This window comes from Proteus sp. G2626, from assembly GCF_009915985.1.
GTDB classification, from domain to species: Bacteria; Pseudomonadota; Gammaproteobacteria; order Enterobacterales; family Enterobacteriaceae; genus Proteus; species Proteus vulgaris.
On sequence record NZ_JAABNH010000029.1, the window covers coordinates 168,980 to 185,679 of the forward strand.

The 16,700-nt window shown below is 38.3% G+C and carries 14 protein-coding genes; 5 read left to right on the forward strand and 9 right to left on the reverse strand.

Annotated features, from left to right (window positions below; translation table 11 throughout):
- Positions 1-44 precede the first annotated feature (44 nt).
- Both dcuC and metC read right to left on the reverse strand, forming a co-directional pair.
- On the reverse strand, positions 45-1,412 hold the full coding sequence (gene dcuC, locus GWJ05_RS17065; protein WP_036938302.1) for a C4-dicarboxylate transporter DcuC: 1,368 nt from the start codon (positions 1,410-1,412) through the stop codon (positions 45-47).
- Between the two features lie 34 nt (positions 1,413-1,446).
- Positions 1,447-2,622, reverse strand: coding sequence for a cystathionine beta-lyase (gene metC, locus GWJ05_RS17070; RefSeq protein ID WP_036938300.1), 1,176 nt, complete (start codon positions 2,620-2,622; stop codon positions 1,447-1,449).
- A gap of 404 nt (positions 2,623-3,026) precedes the next feature.
- Here metC and purB point away from each other — a divergent pair, with 404 nt between their 5' ends.
- Positions 3,027-4,394 (forward strand): adenylosuccinate lyase, encoded by a 1,368-nt coding sequence (purB, locus tag GWJ05_RS17075; protein ID WP_036938298.1) that lies wholly within the window; start codon positions 3,027-3,029, stop codon positions 4,392-4,394.
- Between the two features lie 81 nt (positions 4,395-4,475).
- On the forward strand, positions 4,476-5,864 hold the full coding sequence (locus GWJ05_RS17080; protein WP_036938296.1) for an MmgE/PrpD family protein: 1,389 nt from the start codon (positions 4,476-4,478) through the stop codon (positions 5,862-5,864).
- Between the two features lie 63 nt (positions 5,865-5,927).
- On the opposite strand, the gene GWJ05_RS17085 is transcribed toward GWJ05_RS17080, so the two are convergent.
- The 3 genes from GWJ05_RS17085 to GWJ05_RS17095 all read right to left on the reverse strand — a co-directional run bounded on the left by GWJ05_RS17085 (position 5,928) and on the right by GWJ05_RS17095 (position 8,393).
- Positions 5,928-6,353 (reverse strand): hypothetical protein, encoded by a 426-nt coding sequence (locus GWJ05_RS17085; protein ID WP_036938294.1) that lies wholly within the window; start codon positions 6,351-6,353, stop codon positions 5,928-5,930.
- 176 nt (positions 6,354-6,529) lie between these two features.
- The gene (locus tag GWJ05_RS17090) at positions 6,530-7,411 is read right to left on the reverse strand and encodes a dihydrodipicolinate synthase family protein (RefSeq protein ID WP_036938292.1); all 882 of its coding nucleotides are present in this window, start codon (positions 7,409-7,411) and stop codon (positions 6,530-6,532) included.
- Between the two features lie 73 nt (positions 7,412-7,484).
- Positions 7,485-8,393: a LysR family transcriptional regulator gene (locus tag GWJ05_RS17095; RefSeq protein ID WP_036938290.1), complete on the reverse strand. Its 909-nt coding sequence runs from the start codon at positions 8,391-8,393 to the stop codon at positions 7,485-7,487.
- A 252-nt stretch (positions 8,394-8,645) separates the two neighbouring features.
- Here GWJ05_RS17095 and dinG point away from each other — a divergent pair, with 252 nt between their 5' ends.
- Positions 8,646-10,778, forward strand: coding sequence for an ATP-dependent DNA helicase DinG (gene dinG / locus GWJ05_RS17100; RefSeq protein WP_087803626.1), 2,133 nt, complete (start codon positions 8,646-8,648; stop codon positions 10,776-10,778).
- 38 nt (positions 10,779-10,816) lie between these two features.
- On the opposite strand, the gene dps is transcribed toward dinG, so the two are convergent.
- Complete coding sequence (dps, locus tag GWJ05_RS17105; protein ID WP_036938285.1) at positions 10,817-11,323, reverse strand: DNA starvation/stationary phase protection protein Dps; 507 nt, start codon at positions 11,321-11,323, stop codon at positions 10,817-10,819.
- 275 nt (positions 11,324-11,598) lie between these two features.
- The gene (rhtA, locus tag GWJ05_RS17110) at positions 11,599-12,489 is read right to left on the reverse strand and encodes a threonine/homoserine exporter RhtA (protein ID WP_036938283.1); all 891 of its coding nucleotides are present in this window, start codon (positions 12,487-12,489) and stop codon (positions 11,599-11,601) included.
- Between the two features lie 329 nt (positions 12,490-12,818).
- On the opposite strand from rhtA, the gene GWJ05_RS17115 reads away from it, so the two are divergent.
- Together GWJ05_RS17115 and GWJ05_RS17120 are read left to right on the forward strand one after the other, a co-directional pair.
- Positions 12,819-13,397 (forward strand): TIGR00730 family Rossman fold protein, encoded by a 579-nt coding sequence (locus GWJ05_RS17115; protein WP_036938281.1) that lies wholly within the window; start codon positions 12,819-12,821, stop codon positions 13,395-13,397.
- 9 nt (positions 13,398-13,406) lie between these two features.
- Positions 13,407-13,871, forward strand: a complete 465-nt coding sequence (locus GWJ05_RS17120) for a GNAT family N-acetyltransferase (protein ID WP_087803624.1) — start codon at positions 13,407-13,409, stop codon at positions 13,869-13,871.
- An 89-nt stretch (positions 13,872-13,960) separates the two neighbouring features.
- On the opposite strand, the gene GWJ05_RS17125 is transcribed toward GWJ05_RS17120, so the two are convergent.
- Positions 13,961-15,661 (reverse strand): amidohydrolase, encoded by a 1,701-nt coding sequence (locus GWJ05_RS17125; RefSeq protein ID WP_036938276.1) that lies wholly within the window; start codon positions 15,659-15,661, stop codon positions 13,961-13,963.
- Between the two features lie 270 nt (positions 15,662-15,931).
- The gene (gene moeB, locus GWJ05_RS17130; protein ID WP_036938273.1) at positions 15,932-16,699 is read right to left on the reverse strand and encodes a molybdopterin-synthase adenylyltransferase MoeB; all 768 of its coding nucleotides are present in this window, start codon (positions 16,697-16,699) and stop codon (positions 15,932-15,934) included.
- Position 16,700 lies beyond the last annotated feature (1 nt).

Here is a 16,700-nt window from a genome sequence, read left to right on the forward strand (position 1 = left end):
ACTCAGGAGTAAATGAGTTTAAGGGGAAGGGTAACGCAACTTAATTAGGAATATAAAAACCAGAATGTCATCGCTAAGTTCACAATAGCCGCGACAGCCATAGGAATAGCAGTGCGTTTAACTATTTGGAACGGTGAGACATTCGCAATACCTGCAATGGCGACAATGGCGGCGGTAATGGGTGAAACAGTACGGCCGAAACTTGTCATTATTTGCATGGGTAAAATTAAGGTAATCACATCGACTTTTAAGAAGGCGGCAATTTTAGGTGTTAAGGCTGCAAATGAGAAAAATGCGGCATTGCCCGAACCCATTAAAAAGGCGGCTAATGCAAGAATGGCACTCATTACAATAATCATGGCTGCAATTCCGAAACCTGCATCTTGAGCAGAACTAATTAGTGTATCGACGGCACCACTTTTTAGTAAACCATTCGCAAAGAACTCACCGGAGACAATTAACGATACTACTAAGACAAATTGCTTACCCATTCCTTCAAAGAACAGCATAAAGCTATTCATTACCGCTTTTGCATCGCGTAAGCGAACATATTCAAAAAGAAGTGCAATCACAGTACTAATAATCATCGCTGTGGTGACTTCTAATTTAATATAAGGGTGTAGCAAAGGACTGAAGCCAATAATCAGAATTAAAGGGATCACGGGTAATAAGGCATAAGATAACGGAATTTTATTATCTTCTTCTTTTACAGAATCAATCGTTGTTGGGTCAAAAACAAATCCTTCACGTTTATCCCACCAGCGCTGAATAAAGAAGTGAGTGATGGCAACAGCAATAATAATAGGAATAGTGATCGGTAACTGATGTTGAACAAAATAGACGGCAGGTTCAATATCCGCTGTTTTCGCAGCCATAATCACGTTACCAGAACCGGGACCATGGTCGATAAACTGGCAACATCCAATAACACCTAAAGCGGAAAGTGGACTAATACCAGAACGAATTAATATCGGGTACATAGTGACCATCAACAGCATACCTAAACCCGCATGGCTAGGAATAAAGATAACCAAGATTTGGGTGACTAGAAATGAAATCACTAATAATAAGTAAGGCGATTTTATCGCTTTTAATGGTTTCTCAAAAATCGCGAATAAAGCACGGCTTGCGCCAACGTGTTCCATATAACGAGAGAAACCCGCAATGGCCATTAATGTTAAACCAAGACCCGCTAGGCGAGAACTCATAATATTCGTAAAGATTTGGAAAATATCAAAATATTTAAATTGAGTGGATTTATTTTCTGGCAATAACGGATTAAGGTCGAGAGATGCCGTTAAGAGTAATAGCAACAACCCGCCGAGTAATAATACTGGTTGAGGCTTATAACCTCGCGCCAGTAAATAAACCACCAACGCTGTTACCAGCGCGGCAATGATTAAACCTGTCATAGTGAATTCCCCGGTAATGACGCAATATTTTTTGTTATTGGTTTAATGCTGAAAAAGCTTGTGTAATATCTGCAATAAGATCGTCAGTTGCCTCAAGACCAATATGTAAACGGACAAAAGGACCATGACCTTCACGCCAATCAGATGCTGTTCTTGCACCAACAACATTGGCCGGTAATGCAAGGCTTTCGAATCCCCCCCAAGATGCACCAATCCCAAATAGCTCAAGCGCATCAATAAATTGCTCTGATTGTTTTGTGGTAAATTCTTGTTTGAACTCAATAGTTAATAGGCCGTTACTGCCTTTGCAGTCACGTTTCCATAAATCATGACGAGGGTGATTAGGTAATTCAGGGAACCATACTTTTTCAACTTCTGGACGAGTCTCTAACCACTGGGCGATAGTCAGAGCCGATTTACCATGAGCGGCAATACGTTGGCCTAATGTCCTCATTCCGCGAAGTACTAGTGCTGCATCATCAGGACTACTGGCTTGACCTAATGCTTCGGGTAATGCACCAATTTTTTCCCATGCTTTTTCATTGGCGACCATAATGCCCATCATGACATCAGAGTGACCGCATAAATATTTAGTTGCTGCAATAACTGAGACATCAGCGCCTAATTCCAGTGGGTTATAAAGCCATGCAGAGCCCCATGTATTATCAACACCGACAGGAATATTTCTTTCATGAGCAATACGGCAGATTTCAGGTAAGTCGAGCATTTCATAAAGGAGTGAGCCTGGAGATTCGACAAAAATAAGCTGTGTATTTTGCTGAATTTTCTGTTCAAAATCTGAACCGTCGGTTTTAAAGAAGCTATAAGCAATATTATTGGGTTCAAGGAAAGCAGAAGCGATTTTACGCACAGGTTCATAAACGGAATCGGCAAATAAAACATGCCCGCCACTGCGTGCATATCCCATAATGGTCACTGCGATAGCCGCCAAACCGGTAGGGAACAATTGAGCACGATGACCACCTTCTAGTTCTGTCACTAAAGCTTCTAAAGCAAAAGCGGTTTCGGTACCACGAGCGCCATAACTCAATACACGCTCTGTCGCACGACGATCACGTACATCACGCCAGCTTTTAATTGAGTCAAAAACAATAGTACTGGCTCTCATAACAGGTGGATTAATGGGACCAGAAGTCTTAATTTCTTGACGTCCACTGTGGATTAATTTTGTTTGTTTATTTTGTTTCATTATTAATATCTCCAAATATAGAAATAGAGTTCCCCGGTAATTAAATAAAATGATTAATTACTGTTTGTACTTATTTTGTTTCTATTATTTATAACAAACTTATTTATTTTTAAAATAGCTATTTTCTAAAAATGATGATCTCCCTCTAACTTTTTAGCATTAATTATTCTAATTGAATCTTAAATGTTATTTAAGATTCAAAAGTTATAATTCATAAATAAAAGATTATTTATAACATATTGAATTAATGTTACTTTTTAATTGATAAGAAATATTTGAAATTAGATTAAAATTATCAAAGTGTTTTTTTAGAGATTATATTGCATAAATAAAATAACAATCTAACAAGTCGTTTGATTAAAAAAACGATTTTTTTTATTATTCTTTTAACAGGGGAAATAATTATGGGAACCAGCGTTTTCGATTCGGTTTTATTAAAGAATTTATGGTCAACAGAAGAGATGAGAACTATTTTTTCTGATAAAACAAGAATGCAAAATTGGCTTGATTATGAAGCGGCATTAGCCATTGAACAAGCTGAATTAGGTTTGATCCCAAAAGAAGCAGCTAAAGTTATTGCAGATACCGCGAAACTTGAAAAGCTCGATATGGATTATGTATTAGAACAAGTGCGCCTTACTCGCCATCCATTAGTGCCAACAATTCGTGGTTTAGAACATGCTTGCCCAGAACACTATGGGGAATATGTTCATTTTGGGCCAACCACTCAAGATGTAATTGATACCGGCCTTGTGCTTCAACTCAAAGAAGCGCATCACACTTTTTTACGTGATATCAAAGTATTAGGTCGTGCATTACTTTCATTAAGTGAACGACATCGCAATACGCCAATGGTTGGACGTACATTAGCTTTACAAGCTCTACCTATTACTTTCGGTCATAAAACGGCGATTTGGTTAACTGAATTAGCACGTCATTACCAACGCCTTAAAGAAATTGAGCCTCGTTTATTTGTTGGCAGTGTTGTCGGTGCGGTGGGGACAAAAGCCTCTTTAAGTGATAAAGCTGATGAATTAGAAGCTCGCGTATTAAAACGCTTAGGCTTAGGCGTACCTGAAATTTCATGGCAACCTGCACGTGATAGATTCAGTGAATATGGTATGTTGATTGGCTTAATTAGCGGAACTTTAGGTAAAATTGCCAATGAAATCCTACTATTAGCACATAACGAAATTGATGAGTTATCTGAACCGTTTAGTAAAGGACAAGTGGGTTCTTCGACTATGCCACATAAACGTAATCCAGCGATTGTAGAAAATGCGGCCTGTGTTAGTAATACCTTAAAAGCAAATCTTTCTGTACTAACAGACATGATGAAACATCAACATGAGCGTGATGGTGCTATTTGGAAAATGGAATGGAAAATCATGCCAGAAATGTGCCTGATGTTATCTGTTATCTTCGATAATATGAAAACAGTATTAGGTGGATTAAATGTGCATGTAGAAAAAATGCGCGAAAATATGGACATATTGGGCGGTTTTATGTTGGCAGAGCGTGTGATGTTTGCATTATCTGATAAAGCAGGTAAACAAACCGCACATGAAATTGTGTATGAAGCATCCATGTCAGGACAAGAAGAAGGCATAACCTTCGTCGAAGCGATTAATCGCGATACGCGTATCCGTGATCACATCACTCAAGAAGAGCTTGATGCTCTTTTAGATCCAACAACGTATGTAGGAAATGCGCCGGCCCAAGTTGATCGTGTTGTCGCACAAACCAAAGCTTCTGGCTGGTTAAATGACTAAGTGACTTAATTACATCCAATCTTCTTATTATCTAAAAGCCGGTGATATTGCTGGCTTTTTCTTATCTATCCTGAGGTGTTTATGACATTGAGTCAGCAGTTAGCCCAATTTATTACTACAACCACTTTCTCTGATTTACCTGTTCAAGTTGTTAGTCAAGCCAAAATTCATTTATTAGATACATTAGGTGTCGCACTTGCTGGAAGTGTGCAACAAAGTGCTATTCAAAGTCGTCAAGGTGTGGCTTTTTTACCTGATAGCCAAGGTAACATTCCGATTTGGGGAAGTTCGCTAACAGCAAGCACTACAGTGGCGGCACTAACAAATGGTATTGCATCACATGCCTTAGATTTTGATGATACACACACTGATTCGATTGCACATGGTAGCGCGGTATTAACGCCGATTGCTTTTGCATTGGGTGAGTCTATTGGTGCTTCATCAAAAGATATTTTAACGGCATGGGTGATTGGCTGGGAAGTGGCAGCAAGAGTAGGCTTAGCAAGCCATAGTGGATTTCATCAGCGAGGTTTTCACGCCACAGCAATTGCGGGAATTTTTGGCGCAACAGCTTGTGCCGCTTCACTATTAAAGTTAACGCCAGAACAAACTGTGAATGCAATAGGCCTAACAGGAAGCCAAGCAGGAGGTGTGGCAGAATATCTTACTAATAGTTCATCTTCTAAATGCTTTCATGCGGGATGGGCTGCACAATCAGGTATTATTGCCGCATCACTAGCAAAAGGTGGAATGACAGGCCCTGAAACGATATTCGAAGGTCGCTATAGTCTCTACCAAACTCACGGTATTCGAGAACAAGCACAACCCGAACAAGTGGCATTGGGATTAGGTAAACGATGGGAATTTTTAAATGTTTCTATTAAGCCTTATCCGGTGTGCCACTTTGCTCATGCGACTGTTGACTGTGGACGTAATCTGCTGAAAAAAGGGGTCACGGCTGATGATATTGAGAGCGTGGAGTGCGTGGTTGATCCTGTCGCAGCCGCTTTAATTTGTGAACCACTTGAAACAAAATGGGCACCTCAAACAGCTTATGGAGCAAAATTTAGTTTGCCGTGGCTATTTGCTGTGGGCTTTTTAGATAATGCATTAACGTTATCTTCATTATTACCCGAAAACTTACAACGTGAAGATATTCAATCGTTAGCGAAGCGTGTAAGTTATCGTTATCCTGAAAAAGCTGAAATACCATTCCCAACATATTTTCCAGGATTAATTTTTGTGACATTAAAAAATGGTGAAAAGATCACCGAGAGATTAGATATTCAATATGGTAATCCACAAAATCCAATGACTGATAAGGATGTGATCAGTAAATTTTACGATAATGCTTCATTAGTGATGCAAGATAAACAATTGACTCAACTCGTTGAAAAAACGTTGGATTTTGAGAATGTCACTCTTTCTGAGATTACACAATTATTGCGTATTGAAGAAAACACTAATTAAGTTAAAAATAACGTCAATAAGATGATGAAGTGAAGGATTGGTTTGGTCTATCCAATCCTTTTTTTATTGCCTTGCACACATAAATTCAGATGTACATACAATTTTTTCACCAATACGAACAATACCAAAAAAGCTAACAATAGTGCGTCGTTGTCGGCGAAACTGAATATCCAGATGTAGCTGATCACCCGCTTTTACCGCATCATAAAACCGTGCATTTTTTATACTGGCAAAATAACATTGCTGGCCTTCTTCCATAGGAGAAAGGTAGTAATGTGCAAGGATCCCTGCCGCTTGAGCCAGACTTTCAAGGAGTAATAAAGGTGGGTAAAACTCACCAAAAACAACCGTATCATTGGTAGTGACATTTTTTATTGCGATTAATTTGCCACAGGCAAGTTCGGCTGGCTCAGAAATAACGCCATCAATTAATAAGAATGGATAACGATGAGGTAATATTTCCATTATTTCACTGACTGAAATGGGCATATATTTTCTCCTCGTTATGGTGATAGAACAAATCGGATCCTGCAACAATAGTGGCTATTATTTCATTCTTATTCAATATCGTACAGCATATTGAACTGAATGGTATGCGAAAGCGATAACAAAGACTAAAATTGTAAAAAATTTAGCCTTTGTTATTTCTAAATAAGAATAGTTTATTAATCAAGTTGAGCAATAATTTGGCGTAGATCCGCTATTGCAGCATCATTTAAAGGCGCTTGCGGTAAAATGGGATCACCTACGTTAAAACCTTGAATATTGAGAGAGGCTTTAATGCATGATGCCAGTGAATATTTAGTAAAGGCTTCATTGAGTTGCCACATTTCTTTTTGTTTTGCCAATGCGGTATCAAAATTGCCTTTTGTTGCGAGTTCATACAGTTCAACACATTGTTTTGGTAAGACGCAAGCAGGGCCTGCCATCCAACCAACACCACCCAGCTTTAATACAAGCAATGGAATATGAGCAGAGGCGCTGAAAATTTTGGCGCGTTCACCAAAGGTGTTGATCATGGTGAGTAAACGACCTGTATTGCTTGACGCATCTTTAATATATTCAATATTCGGGATATAGCTAAGTTCATTGAATAAAGAGATAGGGAGAACATCACCTAAAAGCCCAGGATTTGTGTAAATTGTCATGGATTTTTCAGGAAAGGCTTCAGCGATAGTTCTGAAATAACCCGCTTGCGCTGTTTCGCTTAATGGGTACATTTTTTGTGATATCAGCACCATGCCATCTACACCTAATTGGGCGTATTGTTCAGCCTGATGACAGGCATCTGCGGTTGAAAAACTTGCGACACCTGCAATAACAGGAACCCGCCCCGCAGTTTGATCAACCGTAATACGCACAATTTCATTACGTTGCGCTTGAGAGAGATAAGCATATTCACCAGTGCTACCTAATGGACTTAGTCCATGAACACCACACGAGATCAAATGCTCAATCAAGTGGCGTAATGAGACTTCGAGGATCGTGCCTTTTGTTTGATCAACAGGGGAAACAAGGTAAGGAAAAATACCATGAAATTGGGTCATAATCGGTGTCCTGTTCTATGGTGTTAATATTTTATTACTTTGGTTATTAACGATATTATTTCATTCAGATATTTTATTCTTGTTGAAGAGTTATATCGGCATGATTAATAACTTCATTTTGTTCATTTTTTAATGAATCAAACAGTATTTGTGCTGCTTTTCCTGGGCTATTGGCATTGAGATACAGGTTATAACGAATTGCGGGTAAAGCGGGTAATCCTTCTTTTTCGCCTAAAATACGCAAATCATCACCTGAAAGCTCAATTGACCGCGCCATAATACCTAAACCTGCACGTACCGCAGCTCTAGCTCCTGAAAGCGTTGTAGCCATATAAGCAATTCGCCAACGAATGCCTTGTTGATCAAGGTGATTTATCATCATATCGCGGTATGTGCTGGGTTCATCTAGTACAACTAATGGCAATGGTTCATCAAGATCAAATCTGAAATGTTTTCCGCAATACCATAAGGAAGGGGAGACACGCAGGACAATTTTGGGATACCCCACATGTTCTTCGGTGGAAATAGCTAAATCAAGCTCGTTATTTTCTAGCATCGACATTAAAAACGGACTACGTTTAACAATGATTTCCATAATAAGGCGTGGATATGCACCTGAAAAACGTGCGAGAAGGTCTGGTAAAATCGTGTTTGCCGTATCATCAGGGGAACCAATTTTTAAGATCCCATCGATTTCTTCATGCATTAATGAAAGACAAGCTTCATCGTTCAGACGTAAAATACGGCGAGCATAATTGAGGAGTTGCGTGCCTGCTTCTGTCAGTGTTTTATTTCTGCCTTGGCGAGCAAAAAGTTCTTTACCTATAAGGGATTCAAGTCGCTGCATTTGCTGGCTAACCGCAGATTGAGTACGACAAACAGATTCTGCGGCTGCGGCAAAGGTATTTCCATCGACAACGGCAACAAAGGTTCGGAGTAAATCAAGTTCTAAGTTAAAAATAGGGCGCTTTGCAGAGGTCATTATAGGTATCTCTTAACTGGTGTTGTGTTTTAATAAAACCAATAAATCATATTTTTATAAAGCTATTTTTAATGTGACGTAACGAATACTCATACTATGAAGAGTTGAATTAATAATCTATAACAAAGCTCAATAATTTCGAGATGTTATCCATTCTTTGATGAAAAAAGAGAGTAATTAAAGGTAACTACTGATTTTTATACAGTATTATGAGACAATAGCACCTTTCTTAAAATCAGCTACAGAGTGGTTATGTCCCTTTCTCAATCAGTTAAAACTCAAATAAGTCAGTGGTATAAAGCTCTCCCCGAATATATTGATGGGTTTATTCCCCGTGCGCCACAGCGTGAAATGATCGCTGAAGTAGCCAAGACTTTTTCTGATGAGATGGGACGTCATTTAGTAATTGAAGCGCCAACAGGTGTAGGAAAAACACTCTCTTATCTTATTCCTGGTATTGCAATTAGTCGTGATGAGAAAAAACCACTGATAATCAGTACGGCAAATGTGGCACTGCAAGATCAAATTTTTAGCAAAGATCTCCCCTTATTAAAAAAAATCATTCCTGACCTTACGTTTACAGGTGCTTTTGGCCGTGGGCGTTATTTATGTCCTCGTAATTTAGATGCTATCTGTGCGACTGAAGGCGAGCAAATCGACTTAATGTTTTTACTTGAAGACAAAGTGGATGTGGCAACCAGTGCAGAAAGAGAAATTTGCCAAGAATTAAAAAATGATTTTACGAGTTTTGGCTGGGATGGTTTGCGCGATCATCATAAACGGGCATTAACAGATAGTTTATGGCGCAAAATTAGCACAGATAAAATGAACTGCTTAGGACGCAATTGTCAATATTATCATCGTTGCCCTTTTTTTATTGCTCGCCGTGAAATTGATGAAGTTGATGTAGTGATCACCAATCATGCTTTAGTGATGGCGGCAATGGAAAGCGAATCTGTGTTACCGGATGCTAAAAATATGCTATTGGTGCTAGATGAAGGGCATCATATTCCTGATGTTGCGCGAGATGCACTTGAAGTGGAAGGGGAAATTACCTTAGTTGCCCTTAATAATCAGCTCGATAATATCACTCGCCATGTTAGTCAGTATTTAGCGCAATTTATTCCAGCAAGGCCACCTAAATTGGCTGATCCTATTCGTTTTGATGCCCATATCGCTAAGTTACGTGAAGCTTATCAAGAGGTTGATACATTTACGCGCGTGTTATTACCAGAGCGTAGTGAACAAGATGAATATCTCTTTCCATTAGGCCAATTACCTGAACAACTTTTGCTAAGTTGCCAAACCTTATTTAAGTTAACGGATGGATTAAAAATGTTAGGTGAGGCGATTTTAAACGATTTAACAGAGCGTACAGGCAAAGAAGATGTTGTGCGTTTACATCGTGCTATTTTAACTACCAGTAGAATGGTGGGCTATTTAGAAAATATGGCCAAACTGTGGCGCTTAGCAACATTAGAACAGACGTCAAAAGCTCCCGTATCAAAATGGCTGACTCGTCGTTACGATAAAAAGCAGTCTCATCTCTATTTTCATTGTGCTGGCATTCGTGTTAGCGAACAACTGACGCAATTGTTATGGAAAAATATCCCACATGTGGTTATTACTTCTGCGACATTACGCTCATTAAATAGCTATTCTCGTATTCAAGAATTAACAGGCCTAAGTGAGCATTTTGATGATCGCTTTATTACGTTATCTTCACCTTTTGAACATAAAGAGCAAGGTAGATTAGTTATTCCCAAAATGCACTATGAACCTACGATGAGCTATGAGCGTGAACATTTAAAAGAGATGGCTCAATATTTTCGACAAGGAATGGAAGAAAATAATCATCGAGGACAATTGGTTTTATTTAGTAGCCAACGGGCAATGGACGGCTTTTTGGAAGAAGTGAAAGATTTACGTTTATGCTTATTAGTACAAGGGGATCAGCCTCGTTATCGATTGGTAGAAACACATTGTAAGCGTATTGATGCGGGTGATAATAGTGTATTGATTGGTTTGCAATCATTTGCTGAAGGGCTTGACTTAAAAGGAGATTATTTAACACAGGTGCATATTCATAAAATTGCTTTCCCTCCTGTGACTGATCCTGTCATTGTGACAGAAGGTGAGTGGCTCAAATCACTGAAACGTTATCCATTTGAAGTGCAAAGCTTACCAAGTGCATCATTTAATTTAATTCAGCAAGTCGGTCGTCTTATTCGTAGTCATCATTGTCACGGTGAAATTGTCATTTATGATAGGCGTTTGCTAACTAAAAATTACGGGGGACGTTTATTAACGGCGTTACCTGTTTTTCCTATTTATCAACCTGATATGCCTAAAATAAATAAAAAAAGACTACCTAAAGAAAGGTAGCCTTTTTAAGTTATAATTATAACGTATTATATTATCAATTAATTCTCAATATTAGCTTCAATAAACCATAAGAATTTATCAAGATCACGTGATGCGGCTGTAAACATATCCGCGGTATCTTCGTCTTCAACTTCATCAATGGCTTTACGAATATCATTTGCAACGATAGCATAACGATCGGCCAGTGCTTTTAAGTGATCTTGCACATCGTGAATATCCAGAGGATAAGCTTTCAATGGGGTTTTCTTACTGACAACCTGTGCTGTGCCTAATACAGTGCCACCTAATTGAACAACACGCTCTGCAAATTCATCAGTGTGCTCATTAATGGTATCGCGGAAGCCGTCTACCATCTCATGAACAGAAATAAAGTTTCTGCCACGCATATTCCAGTGAGCTTGTTTTGTAATGAGAGATAGGTCGATAAACTGCGTCACCATCTGTTGTAGTAATTCGATAGCATGCAGTTTTACACTATCATCGAGATTATTACGGGTATAAAGCAGAGTTGAAGGTGTGGATTTGACTAATTTAGCAGTACTCATAATCGTTCTCCCTAAATAATTAATAAATCATTATCTTAATTTCTGTTAATTATGATAGTGAATTATTAATGGTTAGTCTTATCGATTGATACTATTAAATTGATAGGTCATCTATTAAAAAAATCTAATCTATCGAAATAGTCTATTTAGGGTAAGACAATGAGCGAAAAATAGCAATGATAGGTCAGTAAAGTTATTATTTAATAAGTAAAAAGGATCATAAGATCCTTTTAAAACTAATATTAATTTCTTACTGAGTAAAATGAGTTAAATATCTATTTTATTTCCTCAATTTTGGTTTTGCTTTTCATGGTCGTTGTTGAACCAATAGAGGCTAAAACAATAAAGGCTAAGGCAACCCATTGTATTAACGTCAAATGTTCATGTAAGAAAATAATACCAATAAAAGCTCCCATACAAGGCTCTAAGCTCATTAAAGTACCAAATGTTTTAGCTGGTAGACGCGTAAGTGCGATCATTTCTAAGGTATAAGGGAATGCGGTTGATAAAATCGCAATCGCCAAAGCAATAGGTAAAATAGACCAACTAAACATAATGTCAGGACTGCTTTGTAACATACCAATAGGAACAAAAATAAAAGCCGCAACTAATGAGCCAATAGAAACCGTTGCCGCGCCGTAACCTTTACCTGCACGTTGTCCGAATACAATATATAACGCCCAACCTACACCGGCACCCAGTGCATAAAGGATACCTAGAGGATCTAATCCATGAATATTATCGCCAATAGGCAGCAATAATCCTAAACCTGCAATGACTAAAATTATCCATAAAAAGTCGATGGCTCTGCGCGATGAAAACATAGCAACAGCTAAAGGGCCTGTAAATTCAAGGGCAACCGCAATACCTAAAGGAATGGTTTCAAGGGCGAGGTAGAAAAGGTAATTCATTGCCCCTAACGATAAACCATATAAAAACAGTGGCATAATTGACTCGCGGTTAAATTTGAGCCGCCATGGTTTAAAGATAAAAAAGAGGATCAATGTGCCTAATAATAGACGTAACGCCGTTACCGCAGGGGCACCGATAACAGGAAATAGGCTTTTAGCAAGGGATGCGCCACTTTGTATCGAAAGCATAGAAAGAAGCAAAAGAAGCACAGGATAAAATACCTGTAATTTAGCTGAGTGTCTGGCTGACAACATCCTATAAAACCTCGTCAATAATCAATCGTATGTGTGCTCTGTTAGCGAAATAACAAAGGATCGCATAATATAAAATAAAATTACGTGCTTTAATATAGTTATTTATTAATAAATATTTTTATTTAAATTTAGTTGAATAAATTTAGTTAAAATACAAGTCAATTAATATTGAATAAAATAAAGAATAGGATAATTTAAATATAAGATTTAATAATAATTAAAGATATATGCATGATAAAAGTGCAAAAACACTTTTTTTAACCTTTTTTATCAAAGTAGGCTTAAGTATAATTCGACATTCGTTTTAACTAGCAAAATGAGAATAAAAAATGAATAAAATAAAATCTATCGCTGTGTATTGTGGTTCTAGTTTAGGGGCCTCACCTATTTATAAAGAACAAGCCATTATTTTTGCCGAAGAGCTGGTTAAACGTAATATTACCTTAATTTATGGAGGAGCAAGTGTGGGAATTATGGGTACACTTGCAGATACAGTATTAGCTGAAGGCGGAAAAGTAATTGGGGTTATTCCTACGCTATTAGAAGGGCGTGAAATTTCTCATAAAAATCTGACTGAACTGCACGTTGTTGAGACCATGCATCAGCGTAAAAGCAAAATGATAGAACTAGCAGAAGGTTTTGTCGCTTTACCTGGTGGTTTTGGTACATTAGAGGAGTTTAGTGAAGTCTTTACATGGAGCCAAATTGGGTTGCATAAAAAACCCTTGGGCATACTTAATATTAATCAGTTTTATTCACCATTATTAATGATGATTGATAAAATGGCGGACGAACAATTCCTACATGAAAAATATCGCAATATGGCAATTGTAGAACAATGTCCTATTCAATTATTAGATAAGTTTGAAACATATATTGCACCTCCGGTAAAAACCTACAACAAATAAAGGTAAAAAATGATAATAATAAGAAAAGCAATTTTTTCTGATGTGGAAGAAATTAATGCACTTTACTCGGTTTTATTTAATGAAATGGCAAAATTACAACCCGATCGATTAAAACCAGGTAAGCAAGATGAAGCTTTTATTATTAATGGAATAAAAAATAATAAGTTTCATCTGTTAGTGGCCGATTTAGACGGTAAAATTGTTGGATTTAGTATGGCGCAAATACAAGAAACGCCAATGTTTAACTGCTTAGTGCAACGTAAATACGCCTATATTTATGATATCGTTGTTGATCCTACTATTCGTAGTCAAGGCACTGGGAGCTTATTGCTTAACGCCATGAAAGAGTGGGCGAAATCAGAGAAAATGACGCATCTTGAGTTATCGGTATTAGCTGAAAATAGTGCAGCTAAGCGTTTTTACGAGCGAGAAGGATTAAAAGAAGTAAGCACTGTAATGGGGATTACTTTGTAGCAGATTAAATTTATCTTAATTCTCATGGGATTAAGTGCATAGATAAAAATAAACCCGCTTTACACGGGTTTATTAATTATATTATTCAGCTAAATTGTGGGTTTCCCCGCTATGATCGTACACAATACCCTGACATTTTCAACATCTTCTGCCGATATTTCAAACAGGTTTCTATCTAATACAATAAAATCAGCAAATTTTCCGACTTCTAATGATCCAATTTGTCTCTCCATATCCAATGCCTGAGCGGCATTAATGGTAGCAGCTCGTAAGACTTCAATTAATGTAAGATTGCGATCGTTATCAAGGCGTGGGCTTGTGACATTTTTTTGGCGCGTCATTGCAACTTTAAAATTGTACCATTCATTAAGTGGATCTATCGGCCAGTCGCTACCAAAAGCCACGGTGACGCCTGCATCAATAAATTTTCCTGCCGTTTCCAAATAGTCACAGCGAGATTTACCTAGCATTTCAATATCTTTTTCGATATTGCTCTGCTCTACAGCAGCCCATTGGAAGGAGAGAAAAGGGGTGGTTTTTAGTTGTGTAAAACGAGCATAATCTTTTTCACACATCAATTCATTATGCGCAAGCCCCGGTCTAATGTCTTTTTTAGGTAAGACTTTACGCATTTCACTGATAGCATCCAGTGCTGTGCTGATTGCACCTTCAGCAACGGTATGAATATGAGGATGATAACCCTCACGAGCAATTTCTATGATTAATGGCGTTAAGATTTCAGGTGAAAAATAGAGGTCACCAACATGTTCAGATGGTTGCCAATGTGGTGTGTCATCTGTGCCCACATTGATGCGATATGGTGCGTGTAAACGAGCTGTCATAATCGGCGCTTGTAATACACCATCAAGAAAAAGTTTAATATGACGGATAGCAACGCTGGGTTGAGCATTTTCGCTGATTTGATGCCATTGTGAAAAACGAGTTGTAGCATGGCGTACCGCGTTTGGAATATCATCAATAGATGGCACATCATCGGGTGTGATTTCAACGGCATTTTCAACACGAAGGGTCAGTTCACCGGCTTTTCTTAATGTATTAAAGGCGCGTAATTGAGGTTCACCCGCACGCGCATCCATAATGGTGGTTACGCCTTGTTCATTTAATAATTTTTGAACATGACGGGCTATGTGTAGGTTTTGTGCTTCAGTGAGTGGAGGCAAGCTATCAATGGCTTGCATTGCGGGGGCATCTTCAAGAATGCCAATGGGAGTTCTATCGCCATCACGCTCGATATTTCCATCAGGAGGATCGGGTGTTTCAGCAGTGATATTTAACAGTTCTAAAGCTCGAGAATTAGCAAGAACGCTATGACAATCACTGGAAAAAAGTAAAATAGGGCGAGTCGTATTTAGGGTATCAAGGTGATAACGTGTCATTTGTACACCTTCTGGTTGCATTCCTTCACGATACCATGCAGAGACCTTTAACCATTCGTTATCACTATTAATAAAATTTTCATCAAGGTATTTTTGAATGCGCGATAAAATATCATCGATAGAGAGTGATTGATAATCAAGATGGCAACCCGCTAATGTTGCACCACCCCAAAATGGGTGCATATGTGCATCAATAATGCCAGGCATAGCCATTTTTCCCTGTAAATCAATCAGTTCAGTTTTGTCATTACAGTAAGAAAGTAAACACTCTTTTTTACCTGTAGCTATAATTACACCCTGGTTTATCGCGATAGCATCAACAATATTATCATGATGATCCGCGGTATAAATAAACCCGTTGTAATAAAGAGTGTCTGCAATTTGAAATGTCATTCTTCTACCTTGTATTGCTTTTTAGCACGTTAAACTTGTGCTTAGATGAGTATCTGTGCTTATCGGGCATCCTGTTGCGTTTTGACGCGGGCGGTTATAGTAGAATTAAATCAAGTTGAATACTACAAGTGTGTTACATTGATTTAACGAGGAATATGACTTAAAACGCGATTAAAATGATGATAAAACAGGTGAACACCCTTATATTTGAGGGTCGATAAGGTAAGGTTGAAGACGTTAGGCTTACCTTATCGAAAAGTATCAGAGTGGTTAGTTGTCAGGTAAATTGGCGGAGCACACTTCGCAATGTGGGTTTTTAGGGAGCTTAAACTCACGAAATTGCATTCGCATTGCGTCAAACATTAATACTTTGCCATGCAAATTTTCACCGTAGCCAGTGAGTAACTTTATTGCTTCAACGGCTTGTAATGTACCGATAGTACCCACAACAGGCGCCATTATGCCCGCTTCAACACAACTCAAGGCGTTATCGCCAAAAAGGTGGCTCAGACAACGATAGCAAGGTTCGCCATTTTGGTAGGTGAATACACTGATTTGACCTTCCATACGAATAGCAGCACCAGATACTAGCGGTTTCTTCTGATGAAAGCAGAGACGATTAAGTTGTTCGCGCACAGTCACATTATCCGTACAATCCATAACAATATCATGTTGGCTAATAAGCTGTGCTAAAGCCTCATCTTCAAGTAATGCATCAACGGTTTCTATTGTGACATGAGGATTAATAGCTTCTAATGTGGCTTTTGCAGAGAGTACTTTGGGTTGACCAATCGTGGCATCGCGATGAAGAATTTGGCGCTGAAGATTAGAAAGAGAAACGGTATCAAAATCTAATAATGTAAGTTTCCCTACGCCAGCGGCCGTTAGATATTGCGAAGCGCTACATCCTAAGCCACCTGCGCCAACAATTAGTACAGAAGCGCTTTTCAACGCTTCTTGACCATCAAAATCAAAGCCTCGCAATACAATCTGGCGATTATAGCGTAGTGTTTCTTCATCGGTTAATTCTATACTCATA